At 68.4% G+C, this 20,223-nt stretch carries 20 protein-coding genes and 1 pseudogene; 14 read left to right on the forward strand and 7 right to left on the reverse strand.

What is annotated here, in order from left to right; translation table 11 throughout:
- Positions 1-3 precede the first annotated feature (3 nt).
- From A5771_RS22720 to A5771_RS15060, 3 genes are read left to right on the forward strand one after another with little or no spacing between them, the layout of a single operon-like run.
- Entirely contained in the window at positions 4-165 is a 162-nt protein-coding gene (locus A5771_RS22720) for a hypothetical protein (RefSeq protein ID WP_019737648.1), read from the forward strand.
- Positions 162-617: a RidA family protein gene (locus A5771_RS15055; protein WP_064856016.1), complete on the forward strand. Its 456-nt coding sequence runs from the start codon at positions 162-164 to the stop codon at positions 615-617. Before A5771_RS22720 ends, A5771_RS15055 begins: the two co-directional genes overlap by 4 nt.
- A 2-nt stretch (positions 618-619) precedes the next feature.
- Positions 620-1,396 carry an MBL fold metallo-hydrolase gene (locus A5771_RS15060; protein WP_064856017.1) on the forward strand — a complete coding sequence of 259 codons (777 nt, stop codon included), beginning with the start codon at positions 620-622 and terminating at the stop codon, positions 1,394-1,396.
- Positions 1,397-1,476: 80 nt separating this feature from the next.
- Here A5771_RS15060 and crp read toward each other — a convergent pair whose 3' ends face one another.
- Both crp and A5771_RS23415 read right to left on the reverse strand, forming a co-directional pair.
- On the reverse strand, positions 1,477-2,151 hold the full coding sequence (gene crp / locus A5771_RS15065; protein WP_013830875.1) for a cAMP-activated global transcriptional regulator CRP: 675 nt from the start codon (positions 2,149-2,151) through the stop codon (positions 1,477-1,479).
- A 105-nt stretch (positions 2,152-2,256) separates the two neighbouring features.
- Positions 2,257-2,397: a hypothetical protein gene (locus A5771_RS23415; RefSeq protein WP_165606145.1), complete on the reverse strand. Its 141-nt coding sequence runs from the start codon at positions 2,395-2,397 to the stop codon at positions 2,257-2,259.
- A gap of 66 nt (positions 2,398-2,463) precedes the next feature.
- On the opposite strand from A5771_RS23415, the gene nth reads away from it, so the two are divergent.
- The 4 genes from nth (at position 2,464) to marP (ending at position 5,844) form a co-directional block, all read left to right on the forward strand.
- The gene (gene nth / locus A5771_RS15070) at positions 2,464-3,210 is read left to right on the forward strand and encodes an endonuclease III (protein WP_082947270.1); all 747 of its coding nucleotides are present in this window, start codon (positions 2,464-2,466) and stop codon (positions 3,208-3,210) included.
- 13 nt (positions 3,211-3,223) lie between these two features.
- Entirely contained in the window at positions 3,224-3,853 is a 630-nt protein-coding gene (locus tag A5771_RS15075; protein WP_165606146.1) for a TlpA disulfide reductase family protein, read from the forward strand.
- A 78-nt stretch (positions 3,854-3,931) separates the two neighbouring features.
- Positions 3,932-4,654, forward strand: coding sequence for an NUDIX hydrolase (locus A5771_RS15080; RefSeq protein WP_064856020.1), 723 nt, complete (start codon positions 3,932-3,934; stop codon positions 4,652-4,654).
- Complete coding sequence (gene marP / locus A5771_RS15085) at positions 4,651-5,844, forward strand: acid resistance serine protease MarP (RefSeq protein WP_064856021.1); 1,194 nt, start codon at positions 4,651-4,653, stop codon at positions 5,842-5,844. The genes A5771_RS15080 and marP overlap by 4 nt, the downstream gene beginning before the upstream one ends.
- Position 5,845: 1 nt before the next feature.
- Here the strand turns inward: marP and A5771_RS15090 are convergent, their stop codons facing one another.
- Positions 5,846-6,796, reverse strand: coding sequence for an alpha/beta fold hydrolase (locus A5771_RS15090; protein WP_064856022.1), 951 nt, complete (start codon positions 6,794-6,796; stop codon positions 5,846-5,848).
- On the reverse strand, positions 6,796-7,362 hold the full coding sequence (locus A5771_RS15095) for a phage holin family protein (protein ID WP_064856023.1): 567 nt from the start codon (positions 7,360-7,362) through the stop codon (positions 6,796-6,798). Before A5771_RS15095 ends, A5771_RS15090 begins: the two co-directional genes overlap by 1 nt.
- 265 nt (positions 7,363-7,627) lie before the next feature.
- Between A5771_RS15095 and A5771_RS15100 the strand changes: the two genes are divergently transcribed.
- Positions 7,628-8,344 carry a hypothetical protein gene (locus A5771_RS15100; protein ID WP_064856024.1) on the forward strand — a complete coding sequence of 239 codons (717 nt, stop codon included), beginning with the start codon at positions 7,628-7,630 and terminating at the stop codon, positions 8,342-8,344.
- Between the two features lie 2 nt (positions 8,345-8,346).
- Here the strand turns inward: A5771_RS15100 and acs are convergent, their stop codons facing one another.
- Positions 8,347-10,329: an acetate--CoA ligase gene (acs, locus tag A5771_RS15105; RefSeq protein ID WP_064856025.1), complete on the reverse strand. Its 1,983-nt coding sequence runs from the start codon at positions 10,327-10,329 to the stop codon at positions 8,347-8,349.
- A gap of 21 nt (positions 10,330-10,350) precedes the next feature.
- Between acs and A5771_RS15110 the strand changes: the two genes are divergently transcribed.
- Complete coding sequence (locus A5771_RS15110) at positions 10,351-11,097, forward strand: hypothetical protein (RefSeq protein WP_064856026.1); 747 nt, start codon at positions 10,351-10,353, stop codon at positions 11,095-11,097.
- A gap of 470 nt (positions 11,098-11,567) precedes the next feature.
- Here the strand turns inward: A5771_RS15110 and A5771_RS15115 are convergent, their stop codons facing one another.
- Positions 11,568-12,386 (reverse strand): HAD-IB family hydrolase, encoded by an 819-nt coding sequence (locus A5771_RS15115; protein ID WP_064856216.1) that lies wholly within the window; start codon positions 12,384-12,386, stop codon positions 11,568-11,570.
- Between the two features lie 457 nt (positions 12,387-12,843).
- Between A5771_RS15115 and ssd the strand changes: the two genes are divergently transcribed.
- Both ssd and A5771_RS15125 read left to right on the forward strand, forming a co-directional pair.
- A complete protein-coding gene (gene ssd / locus A5771_RS15120) occupies positions 12,844-13,917 on the forward strand; it encodes a septum site-determining protein Ssd (protein ID WP_275084984.1) in 1,074 nt (357 codons plus the stop codon).
- A pseudogene (locus A5771_RS15125) lies at positions 13,914-14,900 on the forward strand (TadA family conjugal transfer-associated ATPase); the annotation flags it as partial. The gene ssd and the pseudogene A5771_RS15125, both read left to right, overlap by 4 nt.
- 181 nt (positions 14,901-15,081) lie before the next feature.
- Here the strand turns inward: A5771_RS15125 and A5771_RS15130 are convergent.
- Positions 15,082-15,771 carry a TetR/AcrR family transcriptional regulator gene (locus A5771_RS15130; RefSeq protein WP_046284848.1) on the reverse strand — a complete coding sequence of 230 codons (690 nt, stop codon included), beginning with the start codon at positions 15,769-15,771 and terminating at the stop codon, positions 15,082-15,084.
- A 206-nt stretch (positions 15,772-15,977) separates the two neighbouring features.
- On the opposite strand from A5771_RS15130, the gene A5771_RS15135 reads away from it, so the two are divergent.
- The 3 genes from A5771_RS15135 (at position 15,978) to A5771_RS15145 (ending at position 20,147) form a co-directional block, all read left to right on the forward strand.
- Positions 15,978-16,436 (forward strand): PaaI family thioesterase, encoded by a 459-nt coding sequence (locus A5771_RS15135; RefSeq protein WP_046284847.1) that lies wholly within the window; start codon positions 15,978-15,980, stop codon positions 16,434-16,436.
- Positions 16,437-16,526: 90 nt separating this feature from the next.
- Complete coding sequence (locus tag A5771_RS15140; RefSeq protein ID WP_046284846.1) at positions 16,527-16,961, forward strand: DUF6188 family protein; 435 nt, start codon at positions 16,527-16,529, stop codon at positions 16,959-16,961.
- Between the two features lie 69 nt (positions 16,962-17,030).
- A complete protein-coding gene (locus A5771_RS15145) occupies positions 17,031-20,147 on the forward strand; it encodes an RND family transporter (RefSeq protein WP_082108291.1) in 3,117 nt (1,038 codons plus the stop codon).
- Positions 20,148-20,223 lie beyond the last annotated feature (76 nt).

The raw sequence follows: 20,223 nt of genomic DNA on the forward strand, positions 1-20,223 counted from the left end.
CTCATGAGCGAACGCACCGTGTGGGAGTACGCCAACGTCCCGTTGATCACGCACGCCACCAAGCAGATCCTCGATCAGTGGGGCGAGGACGGCTGGGAGTTGGTCACCGTGCTTCCCGGCCCGTCCGGTGAGCAGCTCATCGCCTTCTTGAAGCGACCGAAATGAGCTGGCGGGCCCGGTTGACCGAACTCGGGATCGAGCTGCCTGAGACGGCCGCGCCGTTGGCCGCGTACGTGCCGGCGGTGCGGACCGGCGACCTGGTCTACACCTCCGGTCAGCTGCCGATGCTGAACGGCAAACTGGCCCGCACCGGCAAGGTGGGCGCCGAGGTCAGCCCGGAGGACGGGTATGCGCTGGCCCGGATCTGCGCCCTGAACGCACTGGCCGCGGTGGACGCCCTGGTCGGCCTCGATTCGGTGACCCGGGTCGTCAAGGTGGTCGGGTTCGTCGCCTCCGGCCCGAACTTCAACGGCCAGCCCGGCGTGATCAACGGCGCCTCCGAGCTGCTCGGCGAGGTCTTCGGCGACGCCGGCGCGCATGCCCGCTCGGCCGTCGGGGTATCGCAGCTGCCGCTGGATGCGCCGGTGGAAGTCGAGTTGATCTTAGAAGTCGGCTAAGCGTGTCGCTGAGCCATCCCGCCTACGGGCAGCTGCGGCCGGTCACCGAGACCGCGTCGGTGCTGCTGGCCGACAACCCCGGCTTGATGACGCTGGAGGGCACCAACACCTGGGTGCTGCGCGGTCCGCGCAGCGACGAGGTGGTGATCGTCGACCCCGGCCCCGACGACGACGAACACATCAGCCGGCTTGCCGACGTCGGCAAGATCGCGCTGGTGCTGATCAGCCACCGGCACTTCGACCACACCGATGGCATCGACAAGCTGTCCGACGCGGTCGGGGTGCCGGTGTACTCGGCCGGCAGCGGGTTTCAGCGCCGGCTCGGCGGCGGCCTGTCCGACGGTCAGGTGATCGACGCCGCGGGGCTGCGCATCACGGTGTTCGCCACCCCGGGCCACACCGCCGACTCGCTGTCGTTCGTGCTGGACGACGCCGTTTTGACCGCCGACACCGTGCTGGGCCGCGGCACCACCGTAATCGACACCGAGGACGGCGATCTGGCGCACTACCTGGACTCGCTGCAGCGGCTGCGCGGACTGGGCGGGCGGACGGTGCTACCCGGGCACGGACCGGAGCTGGCGAATATCGACGCCGTGGTGGCGGGATACCTGGCGCATCGCGAGCAACGCCTCGACCAGGTGCGCTCGGCGCTGGCCACGCTCGGAGACGACGCCACCGCACGCCAGATCGTCGAACACGTCTACACCGACGTCGACGAGGAGTTGTGGGGCGCCGCCGAGTGGTCGGTGCAGGCCCAGCTGGACTACCTACGGGGCTGAGCACCTCCGCATCGAGACCGACGTTTTGCAGCGTAAAGCGAGTAGAACTCTGCAAAACGTCGGTTTCGTGTGAGTAAGCCTTACCGCGCGCGGCGGGCCAGGCGCTCGGAGTCGGAGATCAGCACGCTCTTGCCCTCCAACCGGATCCACCCGCGGTGGGCGAAGTCGGCCAGCGCCTTGTTCACCGTCTCCCGCGACGCCCCGACCAGCTGGGCGATCTCTTCCTGGGTCAGGTCGTGGGTGACCCGCAGGGCCCCACCTTCCTGGGTGCCGAACCGCTGCGCCAGCTGCAGCAGCTGCTTGGCGACCCGGCCGGGCACGTCGGTGAAGATCAGGTCGGCCAGGTTGTTGTTGGTGCGGCGCAGCCGGCGGGCCAACACCCGCAGCAGCTGCTCGGCGATCTCGGGCCGATCGGAGATCCACGACCGCAGCGCGTCGCGGTCCATCGAGACTGCCCGCACCTCGGTGATGGTGGTCGCGCTGGAGGTCCGCGGGCCCGGGTCGAAGATCGACAACTCACCGAACATGTCCGACGGGCCCATGATGGTCAGGAGGTTCTCCCGGCCATCCGGCGACCGGCGGCCGATCTTCACTTTCCCGGAGACGATGATGTACAGCCGATCGCCGGGCTCTCCTTCGGCGAATACGGTATGTCCGCGCGGAAAGTCCACGGGCTGAAGCTGCTTGGTCAGCGCGGCGACGGCGCTGGGCTCAACTCCCTGGAAGATTCCGGCCCTCGCCAGGATCTCGTCCACGTTGCCCCTTAAGTGCTCTTGATGAAAATGTGAATCGCGCAAGCGCCAGCCGTTAGCCGGCTAGCCATCTGAGTCTACGGCTAGGCGGCACGCGACGTGCCAACGCTACACACGATTGGCGCGTCGAGTCCGGGGAAACTGCGGATTTGTGGTCTCCACCTGGCTCAATCCGGTCTCAATGCGCTCCAGTCCCACCGCTGCCAGCATCAGCAACGCGGGTATGGCGGTGATCAGCAGCCAGGACACAAAGTGACAGTAAACCTGGGCAAGGTCTCATTGCGGTCACAAATTAGTACCCTGTCGGAGGTGACGGTGGACAAAGACTCCCGAGCGTCGCGCTCCGAGACCCGAACCGGGCTGGTGCGACGCGCTCGGCGGATGAATCGCACCCTGGCACAGGCGTTTCCGGATGCCCACTGCGAATTGGACTTCACCACGCCGCTGGAACTGGCTGTTGCCACGGTGTTGTCGGCCCAATGCACCGATGTGCGGGTCAACCTCACGACCCCGGCGCTGTTCGCCCGGTACCCGACCGCGCTGGACTACGCCCAGGCCGACCGCGCCGAGCTGGAAGAGTTCATCCGGCCTACCGGTTTCTACCGCAACAAGGCCACGTCACTGATCAAGCTGGGGCAGGCGCTCGTCGAGAGCTACGACGGTGAGCTGCCCGCCACCATGGACGAGTTGGTGCATCTTCCCGGCGTGGGGCGCAAGACCGCCAACGTCATCCTGGGCAACGCGTTCGGGGTACCGGGCATCACCGTCGACACCCACTTCGGGCGTCTGGTGCGGCGGTGGGACTGGACCCGCGAGGAGGACCCGGTCAAAGTCGAGCACGCCGTCGGTGAGCTGATCGAACGCAAGGAATGGACGTTGCTGTCCCACCGGGTGATCTTCCACGGCCGGCGGGTCTGTCACTCTCGCAAACCGGCCTGCGGCGTCTGCGTGCTGGCCAAGGACTGCCCCTCATTCGGGCTCGGGCCCACCGATCCGATGGAGGCCGCCGCGCTGGTCAAAGGCCCCGAGACCGAGCACCTGCTGGCCCTGGCCGGGCTGTAGCGGCCCTGCGCGGATGAGGCCGATGAGAACCGGGTGGATTGTGACGGTAGTGGCGGTGCTGGCGGTGACGGCCGCGCTGCTCGCCGGGCTGGTGACCGAACTGCGCCGCGAGCCGGTCCAGCCGGGCCGCAGCTCGCCGGTGCCCGCGGCCGGTCACGACCTCGACAACCTGCGCGAACGAGCCGGGCTGCCGCCGTGTCGGGTCGGCCCGGACGGCGCCGGTCCGGCCGCCCTGCGCGACGTCACCGTCGAATGCGCGGCCGACGGTGCGCCCGTCGATGTGGCGGCGATGGTCGCCGGCCGGCGGGTGGTGCTGAACCTGTGGGCGTACTGGTGCCGGCCGTGCCGGGAGGAGTTGCCCGCGCTCGCCGAATACCAGCGCCGCGCCGGGCCGGACGTGACGGTGGTGACGGTGCACCAGGACGACAACCAGACTGCCGGGTTGGCGCTGCTCACCGAGCTGGGCGTGCGGCTGCCCACCCTGCAGGACGGCCGCCGTCAGGTGGCGGCTGCGCTGCGGGTGCCCAACGTGATGCCCGCGACCGTGGTGCTGGCCGCGGACGGTAGCGTTGCCCGCATCCTGCCGCAGTCCTTTGCCACCGCTGAGGAGATCGCCGCCGCCGTGGAGGGCAGTGGGCGCTGACGTGGGGCGGCCAGGATCCGGCACAGAGGGAGACGCGGTGTGAGCGCTGGCGATTCCCGGCCTTCGTTCCCGTCCTGGATGCACCCGCTGGTCGACAACGTCGAGAAGATGCCGAAGGCCTATCTGCACCGGCTGCCCGCCGACGTCCGCGCGATGCTCACCGCGGCCAGCGCCAAGGCCCGCGTGACCGGGCACGGCCGCGATGCAGCGGTGCTGGTGCTGTTCTCCGGACCGCCCTCGGAGAGCGGCATTGATTCGGCTGACCTGCTGGTCACGGTGCGCGCCTCGACACTTCGCCATCACGCCGGGCAGGCCGCATTCCCGGGCGGGGCAGTCGATCCCGGCGACTCCGGCCCGGTGGCCACCGCGCTGCGCGAGGCCAACGAGGAGACCGGAATCGACCCGGCCCGGGTGCACCCGCTGGTGGTGCTGGAGAAGGTCTTCATCGCCCCCTCGGGATTCCAGGTGGTGCCGGTGTTGGCCTACTCCGAAGATCCCGGGCCGGTGAGCGTGGTCGATCCTGCCGAGACCGCTGTGGTGGCACGGGTTCCGGTCCGGGCATTCATCAACCCCGAGAACCGGTTGATGGTTTACCGTGATGCGCGCAGCCGGCGATGGGCCATGCCGGCGTTCCGGCTCAACGAGATGCTGGTCTGGGGCTTCACCGCGCAGGTGATCTCGGCGATGTTGGACGTGGCCGGCTGGGCGCAGCCCTGGGACCACACCGAGGTGCGCGGACTGGACGAGGCCATGGCCATGGTCGGAGGAGAACCTGGTGGAACGGGGATGACTGGGATATGACGTCGTCGCAGTGGCTGGACATCGCCGTGCTGGCGATCGCCTTCGTCGCCGCAGTGTCCGGCTGGCGCTCCGGCGCGCTCGGCTCCCTGCTGTCCTTCGTCGGCGTGGCGCTCGGCGCGATGGCCGGGGTGCTGCTGGCCCCGCACCTGATCGAGCACGTCGCCGGTGCCCGGTTGAAACTGTTCGCCGCACTGTTTTTGATCCTGGCCATGGTCGTGATCGGCGAGGTCGCCGGGGTGGTGCTGGGCCGGGCGGTGCGCGGAGCGATCCGCAGCCCCGGGGTCCGGGGCGTGGACTCGATCATCGGCGTGGCGCTGCAGTTGGTGGTGGTGCTGATCGCGGCCTGGTTGCTGGCCACCCCGCTGACCGCCTCCGATCAACCGAGTCTGGCTGCCGCGGTCAACGACTCACGAGTGCTGCGTCAAGTCGACGAAATCGCGCCGGGTTGGCTCAAGAACGTGCCGCGACGGTTGTCGGCGGTGCTCGACGACTCCGGGCTGCCGGCCGTGCTGGAACCTTTCAGCCGCACGCCGATCGCCTCCGTGGATGCGCCGGACCCGCAACTGGCCGCCAGCCCGGTCGTCGAGGCCACCTCGCCGAGCGTGCTGCGGATCCGCGGTGTGGCACCCAACTGCCAGAAAGTGTTGGAGGGCACCGGTTTTGTGATCTCGCCCAACCGGGTGATGACGAATGCGCACGTGGTCGCCGGCTCGGACAGCGTCACCGTCGAAAGTGGCACCAAGTCCTACGAGGCCACGGTGATCTCCTTCGACCCCAAGGAAGACATCTCGATTCTGGCTGTGCCGGATCTGCCGTTGCCCCCGTTGGCGTTCGCCTCTTCGCCGGCCGAACCCGACACCGACGCACTGGTGCTGGGCTACCCCGGGGGCGGGGTCTTCGAGGCGACCCCGGCCCGGGTGCGCGACATCATCAACCTCGAAGGGCCCGACATCTACCGCACCGCGACCGTCACCCGGCGGGTCTATACGATCAGAGGCACTGTGCAGCAAGGCAATTCCGGCGGCCCGATGATCGACATGGACGGCCGGGTACTCGGTGTGGTGTTCGGCGCGGCGGTTGACGACGCCGACACCGGCTTCGTGATGACTGCCGAAGAGGTGGCCAACCAACTCGCCCGGATCGGCGACACCGCACCGGTGTCGACCCAAACCTGCGTCGGCGGAGAATAGATCAGACCTGCTGCAGGAACCGCATCAGGTGTGCGTTGACCGCATCGGGGGCTTCCTCGTGAGCGAAATGCCCTACGCCGGGCAATGACACGTACTGGCCGTGCGGTGCATACCGCCGGGTCCGCTCGACTGGATCGGCGAGCACGTAGGGGTCGTCGGCGCCGCGTAGATGCAGCAGCGGGATGTCCAGCGTCCGCAGGTCTAGTGCCTTCATGAACCGCCGGCCCTCGGAGCGCAGTTGACTGCGCACCGCCCAGCGTTGGTACTCCAGGGCGGAATGCGCCGCCGACGGAATCTGGATCGCGGTGCGCAGATGGCCGATGGCCTCGGAGAAATCCTCGCTGGCAGGCCAATTCGCGCCGGCTCTGCTGCGCACGAGGTGTTCGATTTCGGCGCCGTCACGGCGGGTCAGGGTGCGCTCCGGCCAGAACGGTATCTGGTAGCGCAGCAACCACGGCAGCAGCGCCCGACCCTGATCGGCACGGGTCAGCGCTGAGTTCCGCAGGGCCGCCGGATGCGGCGAACTGACCACCGCGATGGCGCGCACCAGCCGGGGATGCAGCAGCGCGGTCGCCCAGCACACCAGGCCGCCGTCGGCGTGGCCGACCAGGATCGCCGAGGAGTGCCCCAGGGCCCGGATCAGCCCGGCGGTGTCGCCGGCCAGAGTCCAGCCGTCGTAGCCGCGGGGCGGCTTGTCGCTGCCCCCGTAGCCGCGCAGGTCGACCGCGACGACCCGCACCCCGGTCAGCCCGCGCAATTGATGACGCCAGGTCCACCAGAACGAGCCGAACCCGTGCAGCAGCATCACCAACGGCCGCGTCATCGGCGGCGCGTCGGCCGATGCGTCGTCCGGTGTGGCCTCGACGACATGGAAGCGGATGCCGTTGGCGTGGATATCCCAATGTCGCCACGGCCCGTCGATGCGAGTGACCGACGGATCCGGTGGCGGCACTACCAGCCCGAGGGATCGGTGGTCGGTTTGCCGTCCTGCGCAGCCACCGCGTGCGGCCCCGACCCATGCAGGCGCGCGGGGTCGGGGCGCAGCGCCTCGCGCGTCTCCCGCACCGATTCGATGGTTTGGCGCGGTCCCCGGATGCGCCGGACCCGCAGAAAGCCCAACAACGCCAAGGCCACGGCGAACGTCAGCATGATCCCGAAGACGATCAGGTAGGCGGCCCAGTCCTGCAGCCAGATGTCGATCACCTCGGCGAGGAAGAAGAAGAAAAAGAAGGTGGAGTAGAACAGCACGACCAGGGCCGCGATGAAGAACACGCTGCCGGTCAGGCCCTTCTTGACATCACGGGTGATCTCGGCGCGGGCCAGTTCGACCTCCGCGCGGACCAGCGTCGACATCTGCGCCGTCGCGTCCTTGACCAGATCACCCAGCGACGGGTCGGCGGGCAGTGCGTGCGGATCGGCTAGGGGGATGGTCGCCAGGGTATTGGGCACCCCGTTACGGTCCGCCTTCGCTAGTCTGTTCGAGGCCCGTTTTGCGCTTCTGCGATCGGCCTTGCTCACTGACTGTCCTCCCGTTCGCTGTCGTCGCGGCTTAATGTTGCCATGCGGCGGCGGCGCCGAGGAGCGAGCCCGCTAAAGCTGCGGCCGGATCGGGCGGTGTGAAACCGCCGGCCTCCTCGGCCCGCCGCTGGCGCGTCGGGCGTCGTCGCCCAGCTGGGTGAAATTGCCGGCCTCCTCGGCCCGCCGCTGGCGCGTCGGGCGTCGTCGCCCAGCTAGGCTGTTTTATCCCCCTCGGGGGTGGAGCTGATCGGACGGGAGAGCCGCTGTGCAGATCGCACATCGCTGGTTGGTGCGCGCTATGGCGCCGCTGTTGACGTGGACGGCGTGCGCCGCCCTGGCCACGCTTGCCGCCCCGGTCCCGGAGGTCAGCGCCGACGCCAAGGTGCTGATGGGCGGTGGAGCCGGCATCGTCGTCGATGGCGACACGATGTGCACGCTGACAACGATCGGCCACGACAAGACCGGTGCACTGATCGGCTTCACCTCGGCGCACTGCGGCGGTCCGGGCGCGCAGGTCGCCGCCGAGGGGGTAGAGGCCAACGGCACGATCGGCCACATGGTGGCCGGCAACGACGACCTGGACTACGCGGTGATCGAGTTCGACCCCGACAAGGTGACGCCGGTGTCCAACTTCGGCGGCTTCATCATCGGCGGCATCGGACCGGACCCCTCCTTCGGCCAGATCGCCTGCAAACAGGGCCGCACCACCGGCAATTCCTGCGGTGTCACCTGGGGGCCGGGCCAGGACCCGGGAACCATCGTGATGCAGGTGTGCGGTCGCCCAGGCGATTCCGGCGGACCCGTCGTGGTGAACAACATGCTGGTCGGCATGATTCACGGCGCGTTCAGCGAGGTGCTGCCCACCTGTGTGGTCAAGTACATTCCGTTGCACACCCCCGCGGTGGTGGTGTCGATCAACGCCGTGCTCGGTGACATCAGCGCCAACGACCGGCCGGGTACGGGTTTCGTCCCCGTTCCGTAAGCTCAGTCGGCGGCCCGGATCGCGTCGAACACGCTGGGGTCCACCAGGGTTGAGGTGTCGCCGAGTTCGCGGCCGTCGGCGACATCGCGCAACAGCCGCCGCATGATCTTGCCGCTGCGGGTCTTGGGCAGTTCGGGCACGACGTGGACGTTGCGGGGCTTGGCGATCGGCGAGATCTCCACGGTGACGCGCTGGCGCAGTTCGTCGATGATCGTGCCGCCGACCTCGCGGTGCGACGCCGCCAGCACCACGAACGCGCAGATCCGCTGGCCGGTCTGCTCGTCGAGGGCCCCGACCACGGCCGCCTCGGCGACCGCGTCATGGCCGACCAAGGCGGACTCCACCTCGGCGGTGGAGATGCGGTGCCCCGACACGTTCATCACGTCGTCGATCCGGCCCAGCACCCAGATGTCGCCGTCGGCGTCGTAGCGGGCACCGTCACCGGCGAAATACCAGCCCTGCTCGGCGAACCGCGACCAGTAGGTGTCGATGAAGCGCTGCTCGTCGCCCCAGATTCCGCGCGCCATCGCCGGCCACGGCGCATCGATCACCAGATACCCGGTGACCGGTTCGGCGGAGGGGTCGTTGGGTGCGATGAGATCGCCGTGGTCGTCGACGATGCGCGCGGAGATCCCGGGCAGCGGTCGCATCGCGGCACCCGGCTTGGCCGCGGCCACCCCGGGCAGCGGGCAGATCATCGTCGCACCGGTCTCGGTCTGCCACCAGGTGTCGACCACCGGCACCGCGTCGGCCCCGATCACCCGCCGGTACCAGCGCCAGGCCTCCGGGTTGATCGGCTCACCAACCGAACCCAACAACCGCAGACTGGACAGGTCGTGGGCGTCCGGCACCTCGCGGCCCCACTTCTTGAAGGTGCGGATCAGCGTGGGAGCGGTGTAATAGATTGTCACACCGTATTTTTCGATGATCTGGAAGTGCCGGTGCTGGTCCGGATACTCCGGGGTGCCCTCGTAAATCACCTCGGTGGCGCCGTTGGCCAGCGGTCCGTAAACGGCGTAGGTGTGGCCGGTGACCCAGCCGATGTCCGCGGTACACCAGAACACGTCGGTGTCGGCCCGCAGATCGAACACGCAGTAGTGCGTGTAGGCGGCCTGGGTCAGATACCCGCCGCTGGTGTGCACGATGCCTTTCGGCTTGCCCGTGGTGCCCGAGGTGTACAGCAGAAACAGCGGCTGCTCGGCCTCAAACGCCTCCGGGGTGTGCTGCGGCGACGCCGCGTCGACCACGTCGTGCCACCACAGGTCGCGGCCCGGCGCCCACGCCACCTCGCCACCGGTGCGTCGCACCACCAGCACATGCTGTACCGACTCGGCACCGGTGACCGCCTCGTCGACCGCCGGCTTGAGCGCCGCGGCCTGGCCGCGCCGGTACTGCCCGTCGGAGGTGATCACCACCTTCGCCTGCGCGTCGTCGATGCGGGATCGCAGCGCGTGTGCGGAGAACCCGGCGAACACCACGGTGTGCAGCACCCCCAACCGGGCGCACGCGAGCATGGCGATGATCGCCTCGGGGATCATCGGCAGATAGATCGCCACCCGATCACCGGCGACCAAACCGAGACCGCTCAGCGCATTGGCGGCCCGGCTCACCTCGGCGAGCAGCTCGGCATAGGTGATGGTGCGGGCGTCGTCGACCGGCTCGCCCTCCCAGTGGATCGCCACTCGGTCGCCGTGGCCCGCCTGCACGTGGCGGTCCACGCAGTTGTAGGCGACGTTGAGCTTGCCGTCGGCGAACCAGCGGGCGAACGGCGGCCGCGAGTAGTCCAGCACCTCGGTGAACGGCGTGTCCCAGTGCAGACGGTTGGCCTGCTCGGCCCAGAACGCGAGCCGGTCCTGCTCGGCTGCGCGGTAGGCCTCGGCGCCGGTATTGGCGCGGGAAGCGAACTCGGGGGAGGGCGGGTACGACGGCAGCGAATCGGCGGCGGCGCTATCAGCGTTCTGGCTCACGGTCAGCAGCCTAACCATCCGCCGGTAGTGTCACAGCCCGTGACCACCGACCCATTGGCCCCGCTGCTCGAATTGCCCGGTGTCGCCGAGGCCAGCGAAAAGGTCCGCGATGAACTGGCGCGGGCTCATCGCCACAAGACCAACGTGCGGGGCTGGCCGGTCAGTGCCGCCGAGGCATCGCTGCGGGCGGCCCGGGCGTCGTCGGTGCTCGATGGGGGCCCCACCACGGTGGACGCGCGGGCGGCCGGCGATCCGGTGTTCGCTGGCGCGCTGCGCGTCGCCCAGGCCCTGGAGGGCGGGGAGGGCTCGCTGGTCGAGGTGTGGCGGCGGGCCCCGCTGCAAGCACTGGCCCGGCTGCACGTGCTGGCCGCCGCCGATCTGGTCGACGAAAACAACCTCGGCCGCCCGCGCGGCGGTGCGGAGGTGGGCCGCCGGCTGGAGATGCTGGCCGACCTCGCCACCGGCGGCACGACGGTGCCGGCGCCGGTGTTCGCCGCGGTGGTGCACGGCGAACTGCTCACGCTCGCGCCGTTCGGCAGCGCCGACGGCGTGGTCGCCCGGGGGGCGTCCCGGCTGGTGACGATCGCCAGCGGGCTGGACCGCCGCGGGTTGGGGGTTCCGGAGGTGACCTGGATGCGCAAGGCCGGCGAGTACCGTCGCGCGGCGCAAGGATTCGCGGGCGGTTCCACCGAGGGGGTGACCGCCTGGCTACAGGGCTGCTGCGCCGCGATGCACGCCGGCGCATTGGATGCTCTCGGGATAGCTGAAGCGGGCGCCAAGCGCTGATCCGGCGGCCGACTGGCCAGAACGAAGCGGGCGGCGCACCGAAAGATTCGGCTTGCCGCCCGCTAGTACGGTACACGGTTACCAAGCGTCCAATGTGGGCTGCGTGGGTGGCCTCGGCGCTCATGCGGTGTTCTTCGGCTGCTGCCCCACCCAAAGGGCTGTCGACACCGTTTACGTTCCGCAATTACGCAGGCCCGCAACACTTCTGCCATCTTCGCGGCTGTGGCTCCGCGTGGGTACCGCTATCCGTACTGGGAAGTGCGGCTCGGGAGATCGACCCTTCTCTTCCGGGTCGACCCTGGCCTCGCCGGGCTTCCGTGCTTCCTTTGTACTACGTGATCCACGACACAGCAAGGCCCAATCGCGGTCGGCCGGGATGACGTCACCGGATTGTGATCGCCGGTGTTTGCTGGGAAGGGCCGCCCGGCGGCGATGCAGAGCGCCAGCGATGAGGGAGGCGGGCAATCAGGTCAGAACGCCAGCCGGCGCAGCAGCGAGTAGGTCAGCGCCCCGGCAGCGACAGCGCTGATACCGACCGCCGCGGTGGTGGCCACCGCCGCACCGGAGGGCGCCGGAATGCGGTCGCGCAGCGACACCGGCTGGGAGAAGGCGAGCACCGGCCACCCGTTGGCGATCGCCTCCTTGCGCAATGCCCGGTCCGGATTCACCGCCGAGGGATGGCCGACCGCCTGCAGCATCGGCAGGTCGGTGATCGAATCCGAATAGGCGTAGCAGTGCTCCAGTGGGTAACCCTCCCGGGCGGCCAGCTCCCGGATGGCCTGCACCTTGCCTTCCCCGTAGCAGTAGAACGCGATCTCGCCGGTGTACTTGCCGTCGGCGACGACCATGCGGGTCGCCATGGCGTGCGTGGCACCCAGTGCCCGGGCGATCGGCGCGACGATCTCCTCGCCGGAGGCCGAGACCACCACCACGTCGCGGCCGCAGAGTTTGTGGTCGGCGATCAGCTCCGCCGCCTCGGCGAACACCAGCGGTGTGACGATGTCGTGCATCGTCTCGTTGACGATCGCCTTGACCTGTTCGACGTTCCAGCCGGTGCACATGTTGGTCAGATGGCTGCGCATCCGCTCCATCTGATCGTGGTCGGCGCCGGACAACAGCATCAGGAACTGGGCATAGCTCGACTTGAGTACGGTGCGGCGGTTGATCAGTCCCTGGTCCATAAAAGGTTTGCTGAAAGCCAGTGCGCTGGACTTGGCGATCACGGTGTGGTCGAGGTCCAGGAAGGCCGCGGTGCGGGTTCGACTGCCCGCCTGCCCCGGCGATCGCAGCGACTGCGGCTGGCGGGTGCCCGGGTCGGAAGCGGTCACCGGTACAGCATACGGCCGAGGGCCCGGCCGGCCCGCTGCTATGCCGGAAAGAGCACTTCAGCGGCCGTGGAGCCGAAGTTCGGACATTTGGCGGCAACACTTGCGCCGGACCGGCCTGTCGTGTGTATAGTGGCATCACTCGGCTTATGCTGAGGGTGTATCGGCCCGACCCCCCGGGGCTGATACGCGACGACCTCCGCCTCCTCCCCCCCTGGCGGGGGTCGTCTTTTTTAACCGGTCATTCTTCGCTGGAACGGGCTGAAATCCCTCCCGGGCGTCGTCCGAAACCCGAATTATGATCCGATCCGACTTGGTATTGCAGCTTCTGCTGTCCGGCAGTTCTACACAGTCGGAGCCTTCATCCACATTTGTCGCCTAGCGGCTGGCGCCGCGGGGGTCGCGCCGCCACGGTGAAGCCGTGAGCACCGCCGCCGGCCTGTTGGCCCTTGTCGCCGAATCCGGATTGCGTGACGAACTGGATCGGGTGGGCGCGGCGGTGGGCGCGCGGGTCATCCACCTCGGCGGCGCGATACCGAGCCGCAAGGCCTGGACGGCGGCCGCAGCGGTGGTGCTCGACGAAGCCGCGGCGGCCTGCTGTCCGGCAGCCCGGCTACCACGCCGCGCGCACGTCATCGTGCTCACCATCGCCGAGCCCACCGCGGCCAGCTGGCAGGCCGCCGTCGCCGCCGGGGCGCAGCGCGTCCTGACACTGCCCGCCGATGGCAACGAACTGGTGGCCGAACTCGCCGAGGCGGCCGACGCGGTGCGCGACGGCGGGCGCCGCGGCGAGGCCATCGCGGTGATCGGCGCCCGCGGGGGAGCCGGCGCATCGCTGTTGGCGACCGCGCTGGCGCAGCGTGCCGGTGACGCGCTGCTGGTCGACCTGGACGGCTGGGGCGGCGGTATCGACCTACTGGTCGGCACCGAGAACGCCGCCGGGCTGCGCTGGTACGACCTGACCGCTCAGAGCGGGCGACTGACCTGGCCGGCGCTGCGCGAAGCGCTACCCCGCCAGCGCGGTGTGAGCGTGCTGTCCGGCGCCCGACGCGGCCTCGAGGGCCGCGAGGTTGCGGCCGGAACCGTTGACGCCGTGCTGGATGCGGGCCGCCGCGGCGGGATCACCGTGGTCTGCGATCTGCCCCGCGCCTTGACCGACCCGGTCGAGACCGCGCTGTCCGCAGCCGATCTCGTGGTTGTGGTCAGCCCCTGTGATGTGCGCTCTTGTGCGGCCGGCGCCGCGATCGCGCCACGCCTGCATGCAGCCAACCCCAACGTGGGCGTGGTGGTGCGCGGGCCGGCTCCGGGCGGACTTCGCGCCGCCGAGGTCGCCGAGATCATCGGGCTACCGCTGCTGGCGAGCCTGCGGGCCGAGCCGCGGCTGGCCGAGCGACTCGAACACGCGGGCTTGCGCCTGCACCGCCGATCCGCGCTGGCGATGGCCGCCGACCGGGTTCTCGACGTACTACCCGCGCGAAAGCCCGCGGCGGTATGAGGGATTCGTTGATCGACCGGGTCCGGGAACGGCTGGCTGCTGAGTCTGGCGAACTGCGTCCGCAGACGGTGGCCGCGGCGATCCGGGCCGAATCCGGCGGGGTGCTCGGCGACACCGAGCTGTTGTCCAACCTGCGGGTGCTGCAGACCGAACTGAGCGGCGCCGGGATTCTGGAACCGCTGCTGTGCGCGGCGGGCACCACCGATGTGCTGGTCACCGCGCCCGATGCGGTGTGGGTCGACGACGGAGACGGGTTGCGGCGCACCGAGATCCGGTTCGCCGATGAGGCAGCGGTGCGTCGGCTGGCTCAACGGCTCGCGGTGGCCGCGGGACGCCGGCTCGACGACGCCCAACCGTGGGTCGACGGTCACCTCAGCGGTATCGGCACCGGCGAGTTCACCGTGCGCCTGCACGCGATACTCCCGCCGGTCGCCGCCGGCGGGACGTGCCTGTCGCTGCGGGTTCTACGGCCGGCCACCCAGGACCTCGCCGCGTTGGCCGCCGCCGGCGCCATCACGCCACCGGCGACAGCACTGCTGGCCGACATCATCGATGCCCGGCTGGCGTTTCTGGTCTCCGGTGGCACCGGCGCCGGCAAGACCACCCTGCTGGCGGCCATGCTGGGAGCGGTGCAGTCCCGGGAGCGCCTGGTCTGCGTCGAGGACGCCCCCGAATTGCAGCCCCGCCACCCGCATCTGGTCAGGCTGGTGGCGCGTGCGGCCAACGTCGAAGGCGCCGGCGAGGTGGGACTGCGCGACCTTGTCCGGCAGGCGCTCCGGATGCGGCCGGACCGGCTGGTGGTCGGCGAGGTCAGGGGCGCCGAGGTGATCGATCTGCTGGCCGCGCTGAACACCGGGCACGACGGCGGTGCGGGCACCGTGCACGCCAACAGCCCGGCTGAGGTCCCGGCCCGCCTAGAAGCACTCGCCGCGCTCGGCGGGCTGGACCGCGCCGGGCTGCACAGCCAATTGGCCGCGGCCGTCTTATCTGGTGTCGCGAGCATGTGTGTATGACTGTTACCGATTAGGTGCGTCCCGTGCCGATCAGCCTAATCGGGAACGATTGAATCGCACGGTGTGCCCGCCTAGGGATTGCGCGGCTGCCATCCCGGCCCGTTTCTCCTGTCGCCTGCCCGGTTGCACTGATTGCGCCCCGGGAGAGGGCTCACCCCGGGCGGTTGTCGTCTGTGCCCCTTTGACCGTCGGGCTGTGGAACTGCGGATTGGGCTTCCTGGGTCCGGTGAGTGGCCAGGAAGTCGTCGACGATGCGGGCGCAGTCGTGTGCGGTGATGGATCGCAGGCCGGTCATTCGTGCGAACGCGAGTGGTCCGATGAGTTGGCACAGTGCGAGATCCGGGTCCAGGCCGTCGAATTCAGCAGCGGCCTCAATGTCTTGCAGGATGGCGTCGAAGGGCTGCCGGTATTGGTTGATGACCCGCGCTCGCAGCGCCTGCGGGGCATGTTCGGTGCTGGCGTGATCGATTGTGGTCGGGCCCAGGGCGAGCCAGGCCAGCATGGTGATGTGTGCTGGGGCGTCGGCGAACAGCGCAGACTGTCGGGTGAGCAGTTCGATGAGTCGTTCGCGCAATGTCCCACTGGCCGGCCCGGGTGGGGTTACTTGAGGTAAGAGTCGCTCGAAGGTGGCCGCGAGCAACTGCGATGAGCTGCCGAAATGGCGGTAGAGGGTGGTGCGGGCCACCTTGGAAGCTTTGGTGACCGCCTCGATGGTGACGGCTTCGATGCCACCGCTGCTGAGCAGCGCGGTCGCGGCGTCGAGCAAGCGGTTGCGCGACCGGGTCCGGCGGGGGTCAATATCGTCGTCATCGGGCACCGGCGGTACCTGCTCGCTGCTCACACCCACTCACCCCTCGCCTCATTCCAGATTCCCGACCAATTACCCGCGTCACCGCCCGTAACGGGTACCGTACCAACGGTAGCGCAGCGAAACTATGTGTACCGAAGGTGTCGTTGGTGGCCGATCACTCACCGCATCACGATGTCGCGTCCGGCCGCTCGGGTGCGGCACGGCCTGAGCTGCTGCCCGCACATACTCGGACGTGTATGGGTTGCGGACCGCAGAATCCGCACGGTCTGCAGCTGGTGGTTTACCGCAGCGGCGACACGGTGTACGCGGACGTGACTTTCGACGAACGCCACGTCGGCGCGCCCGGTCTGGCGCACGGCGGGGCGGTCGCCGCCGCCTGCGACGACGTGCTGGGGTTCGCGCTGTGGATTGCCGGCGCGCCCGCTGTGACACGCAGCCTGACCGTCGAATACCTCCAGCCGGTCGTGCTGCATCGATCCCACCGCATCACCGCGCACATTGCCTCCCGGGAAGGCCGCGTGCTGCACATCGGCGCAACCGGCACCGACCCCGAGGGGGCCACCCGATTCACCGCAAATGCGGTGTTCGTCGTGGTCACCGCCGATCACTTCGCCGCCTATGGCGACGTAGCAGCGTTCGAACATCTTCTTCGGCGGCTCGGGGACAACGGGGCGCCGAGCGATCCGGAATCCTGACCCGCAACCCGTAACGCTATTACTAGTAGCGCAGCGCTACTTGCCGTACCATTTCAGTGCAGACCGGTTGGGCGTCGACGGAGGTGCGCGATGTACACCACGTGGATCGAAGGTTGCACCGTGCAGCGGATGTCGTTGCAGGGTGATCTGGTGTTGAGCTTTGATGACGCCAACGAGGTAGTCATCAGTTGCCTGCTGTGGCTTGCCCTGCCGGCTAGCGGTGAGTTTCCGGCCGAGGAAGTGCTCATCGACCCGCGCGAGGTCGCCGCCCACCAACGTCCGCTACTGGATCTGGCGGGTGCGGTGTGCACGAAGGCATGCCACGACGATTCCGGTCGGCTACTCCTGAGCTTCTCCAACGGCCTGCGCATCGAGGTCAGCGCCAACGAGCGCGCCACCGCCTGGGAGCTCTACGGCAAACACCACGGTTACATGGCGTGCCTGCCGCACGGCAGGGTCAAGGTGGTCCGCCATGACATCCCCTACGACGAGGACGACAATGCCGGTGCAACGACCCCCAACTAAGGATCTTCGTCATCGCCGGCAGCCGAGTCATTGTGACCGGCGGCAGCGTCTTTCGTGGGCGCAGGCGCGGTGAGTGCGGACAACCCGGGCGGTGCGGGCACGGCAACCCTGCCTGTGCGGGCCCGCAACGGGGTGGCCGATCCGGGCCAATCCAGTGAGTACAGCAGCCGGTTAGCAACACTGGCCGGGTTCACGGTGCGTCATAAAGCACTGGTCATCGGCGGCTGGATCGCCGTCGCCGTGCTGCTTGCACTGGTGTTCCCGCAGCTGGAAACGGTGGTACGGCAGCAATCGGTGAACCTGATCCCCCGCGACGCCGCGTCGTTTCAAACCGTGGACCGCATGAGCGCGGCCTTCGGTGAACAGGGCTCCAAAACGATGCTGGTCGTGGCGATGGAAGACCCCGACGGCTTAACCGCGCCGGTGCGCAACCGCTATGAGCAGTTGGTGGTGCAGCTGCGCGCCGATACCGACCACGTCTTGCTGGTTCAAGATCTGCTCGCCGACCCGGTCACCGCGGCGCATGCGACCAGCAATGACGGCAAAGCCTGGTATCTGCCGGTGGGTGTGGCCGGCACCCTGGGTGACCCCAAGGCCGCCGAATCCGTCCAAGCCGTGCGCGACATCGCCGCCGGTTTATTCGCCGGTTCACCGACGACCGTGCACGTGACGGGCCCGGCGGCCACCTTCAACGACCAGATCGCTGCCGCCGAACACGACCTGCTGCTGATCTCGATCGCCACCGCCGCGCTGATCGCACTGATCCTGCTGATTGTCTACCGGTCGGTGTTCACCGCCTTGCTGCCCCTGCTGGTGATCGGGGTCAGCCTGGCCGTCGGCCGTGGTGTGCTGTCTGTCCTCGGCGAGAGCGGCATGCCCGTCTCGCAGTTCACCGTGGCGTTCATGACCGTGATCCTGCTCGGGGCGGGCACCGACTACACGGTGTTTTTGATCAGCCGCTACCACGAACAGCGCCGCGCACATGTCCCCGCCGATCAGGCCGTCATTCATGCCACCGCCAGCATCGGGCGCGTGATCCTGGCCTCGGCGGCCACCGTTGCGCTGGCCTTTTTTGCCATGGTTTTCGCTCGCCTCAGTGTTTTCGCCGGGCTCGGCCCGGCCTGCGCGGTCGCCGTGCTGGTCGGATTCCTGGCCACCGTGACCCTGTTGCCGCCGGTGCTGGCGCTGGCCGCCCGCCGTGGAATCGGCGAGCCGAAATCCGATCGAACCCGCCGCTACTGGAACAGTGTCGCTGTCGCGGTGGTCCGCCGGCCGGTGCCACTGTTGGCCGTGAGCCTGGTGATCCTGCTGGCCCTCTCGGCCATCGCCACCACGATGAAGATCAGCTACGACGACCGCAAAGGCCAGCCTGCCACCACCGCCAGCAACCAGGGTTACCAACTGCTGGATCGCCACTTCCCCAAAGACGTCGTCATCACCGAATTTCTCGTCGTGGAGAACCCCGACGACATGCGCACCAGCAAAGGTCTGGCCGACCTCGACGAGATGGCCTCCCGGGTCGCCCAAGTATCCGGGGTCACCAAAGTCATCGGGATAACCCGCCCCACCGGCACCCGTCTCGAACAAGCCCAACTGTCTTGGCAGAACAGGCAGATCGGCGACAAGATGGCCGACGCCGTCGCCGATGGCGACGCACGAAAAGGCGACCTCACTCAACTCACCGACGGCGCCGATCAACTCGCTGGCGGCCTGGCCCAGCTCGATGCCGCCCTGCACGCGATCTTGACCCCGCTGTCGGGCGTACTGGCCCGAGCCCAATCCGGTGACACCCTGCTGTGGTCATCTCGACCGTTGCTGCAAGAACTTTCGGCCTCCGCACCCACCGTCGACCAAGCCATCCAATCCGGCCCCGGGCTGCGGTCGCGGGCGGATCAAGCCGAAACCGCCCTCGCCGTGCTGGCCCCCCTCGTCGATGGCCTGAACACTTCCGAGTGGTGTGCCACCACGCCGCAATGCGCGCAAATCCGTAACCAGGTCCGGATCCTGGTGAGTTTGCGCGATAACGGATTCTTCACCGAAGTCGCCACCCTCGGCGATCGCTACAACCCTGACACCGACGCCACCATTGCTGGCACCCTTGCCGACATACAAGCCGCTGCCGCAGCACTTGACAAGGCCTTCGGAACTCAGGGTGATCCCGCGGACCCGGCCGGCAACATCGGCCGGCTCCAAGAGGGCGTCGGCCAACTCGCTTCCGGGGCGCAAGCGCTGGCCGCCGGTGTGCACGCCCTGGCCGACAGCAACATCGAAATGTTGGCTCGGATGGGCCAGGTCGCCGCCCAACTGCAGAACTCGGCCCGCGCCAGCGCCGGCTCTGACGCAGCGAGCGGTTTCTACCTGCCCGCCAGTGCCTTCGATAACCGTCAATTCACCGACGTTGCCAAACAATTCCTCTCACCCGATGGCAAAACCGCCCGCTTTGTCGTCGAATCCAGCTACGACCCCTACAGCGCGCAGGCGATCACCCTCGCCCGCCAGATCGTCGAGACCGCCGACACCGCCCGCCCCAACACCACCCTGGCCAACGCCACTATCGCCGTTGCCGGGTTCCCCGCCGTCAACTCCGACATCCAACGGCTCCTGTCGGCTGACTTCACCCAACTGGCCATCAGCACCCTGGTCATCGTCGGACTCATCCTCATCCTGCTCTTGCGCGCCCTGCTCGCCCCGCTATACCTGCTGGGGACGGTCGTGCTGAACTACCTGGCCTCACTGGGCATCGGAGTGCTGGTCTTCCAATGGGGACTCGGCTACGAAATCGCCTGGCCCGTCCCGTTGCTGGCTTTCATCATCCTGGTAGCCGTCGGCGCCGACTACAACATGCTGCTCGTCTCACGGCTGCGGGAGGAATCCAAACACAACATTCGCGTAGGGGTACTGCGCACCGTCGCCCGCACCGGCTCGGTCATCACCTCGGCCGGAATCATCTTCGCCGCCAGCATGTTCGGACTGATGTTCGGCTCCATCGCGATCATGATCCAAGTCGGCCTCATCATCGGCTGCGGACTCCTACTCGACACATTCCTCGTTCGCACCCTCACCGTCCCCGCCATCGCCACACTCCTGCGCGAAGCCAGCTGGTGGCCCAACACGCCGCGCTCTATCCCACCTCCACACCGTCAGGCCCGCCTGAGCGATCCGTATTACGACACAGGCACCCTGTAACCGCCGCAGATTGGGGGATTACGGCTACGGGTGCGTGGTTTCGGCGCCACAATGGCTGGAATCGCGAGTGAAGTGC

The organism is Mycolicibacter sinensis, from assembly GCF_001667375.1.
Classification (GTDB): domain Bacteria; phylum Actinomycetota; class Actinomycetes; order Mycobacteriales; family Mycobacteriaceae; genus Mycobacterium; species Mycobacterium sinense_A.

Bases quoted from the DNA above. Each gene is read 5' to 3' on its own strand.
- A5771_RS22720 (WP_019737648.1), top strand. From the start codon at position 4: ATGAGCGAACGCACCGTGTGGGAGTACGCCAACGTCCCGTTGATCACG.
- A5771_RS15055 (WP_064856016.1), top strand. From the start codon at position 162: ATGAGCTGGCGGGCCCGGTTGACCGAACTCGGGATCGAGCTGCCTGAG.
- A5771_RS15075 (WP_165606146.1), top strand. From the start codon at position 3,224: ATGAGGCCGATGAGAACCGGGTGGATTGTGACGGTAGTGGCGGTGCTG.
- A5771_RS15080 (WP_064856020.1), top strand. From the start codon at position 3,932: ATGCACCCGCTGGTCGACAACGTCGAGAAGATGCCGAAGGCCTATCTG.
- marP (WP_064856021.1), top strand. From the start codon at position 4,651: ATGACGTCGTCGCAGTGGCTGGACATCGCCGTGCTGGCGATCGCCTTC.
- acs (WP_064856025.1), bottom strand. From the start codon at position 10,329: ATGGTTAGGCTGCTGACCGTGAGCCAGAACGCTGATAGCGCCGCCGCC.
- A5771_RS15135 (WP_046284847.1), top strand. From the start codon at position 15,978: ATGGGTTGCGGACCGCAGAATCCGCACGGTCTGCAGCTGGTGGTTTAC.
- A5771_RS15140 (WP_046284846.1), top strand. From the start codon at position 16,527: ATGTACACCACGTGGATCGAAGGTTGCACCGTGCAGCGGATGTCGTTG.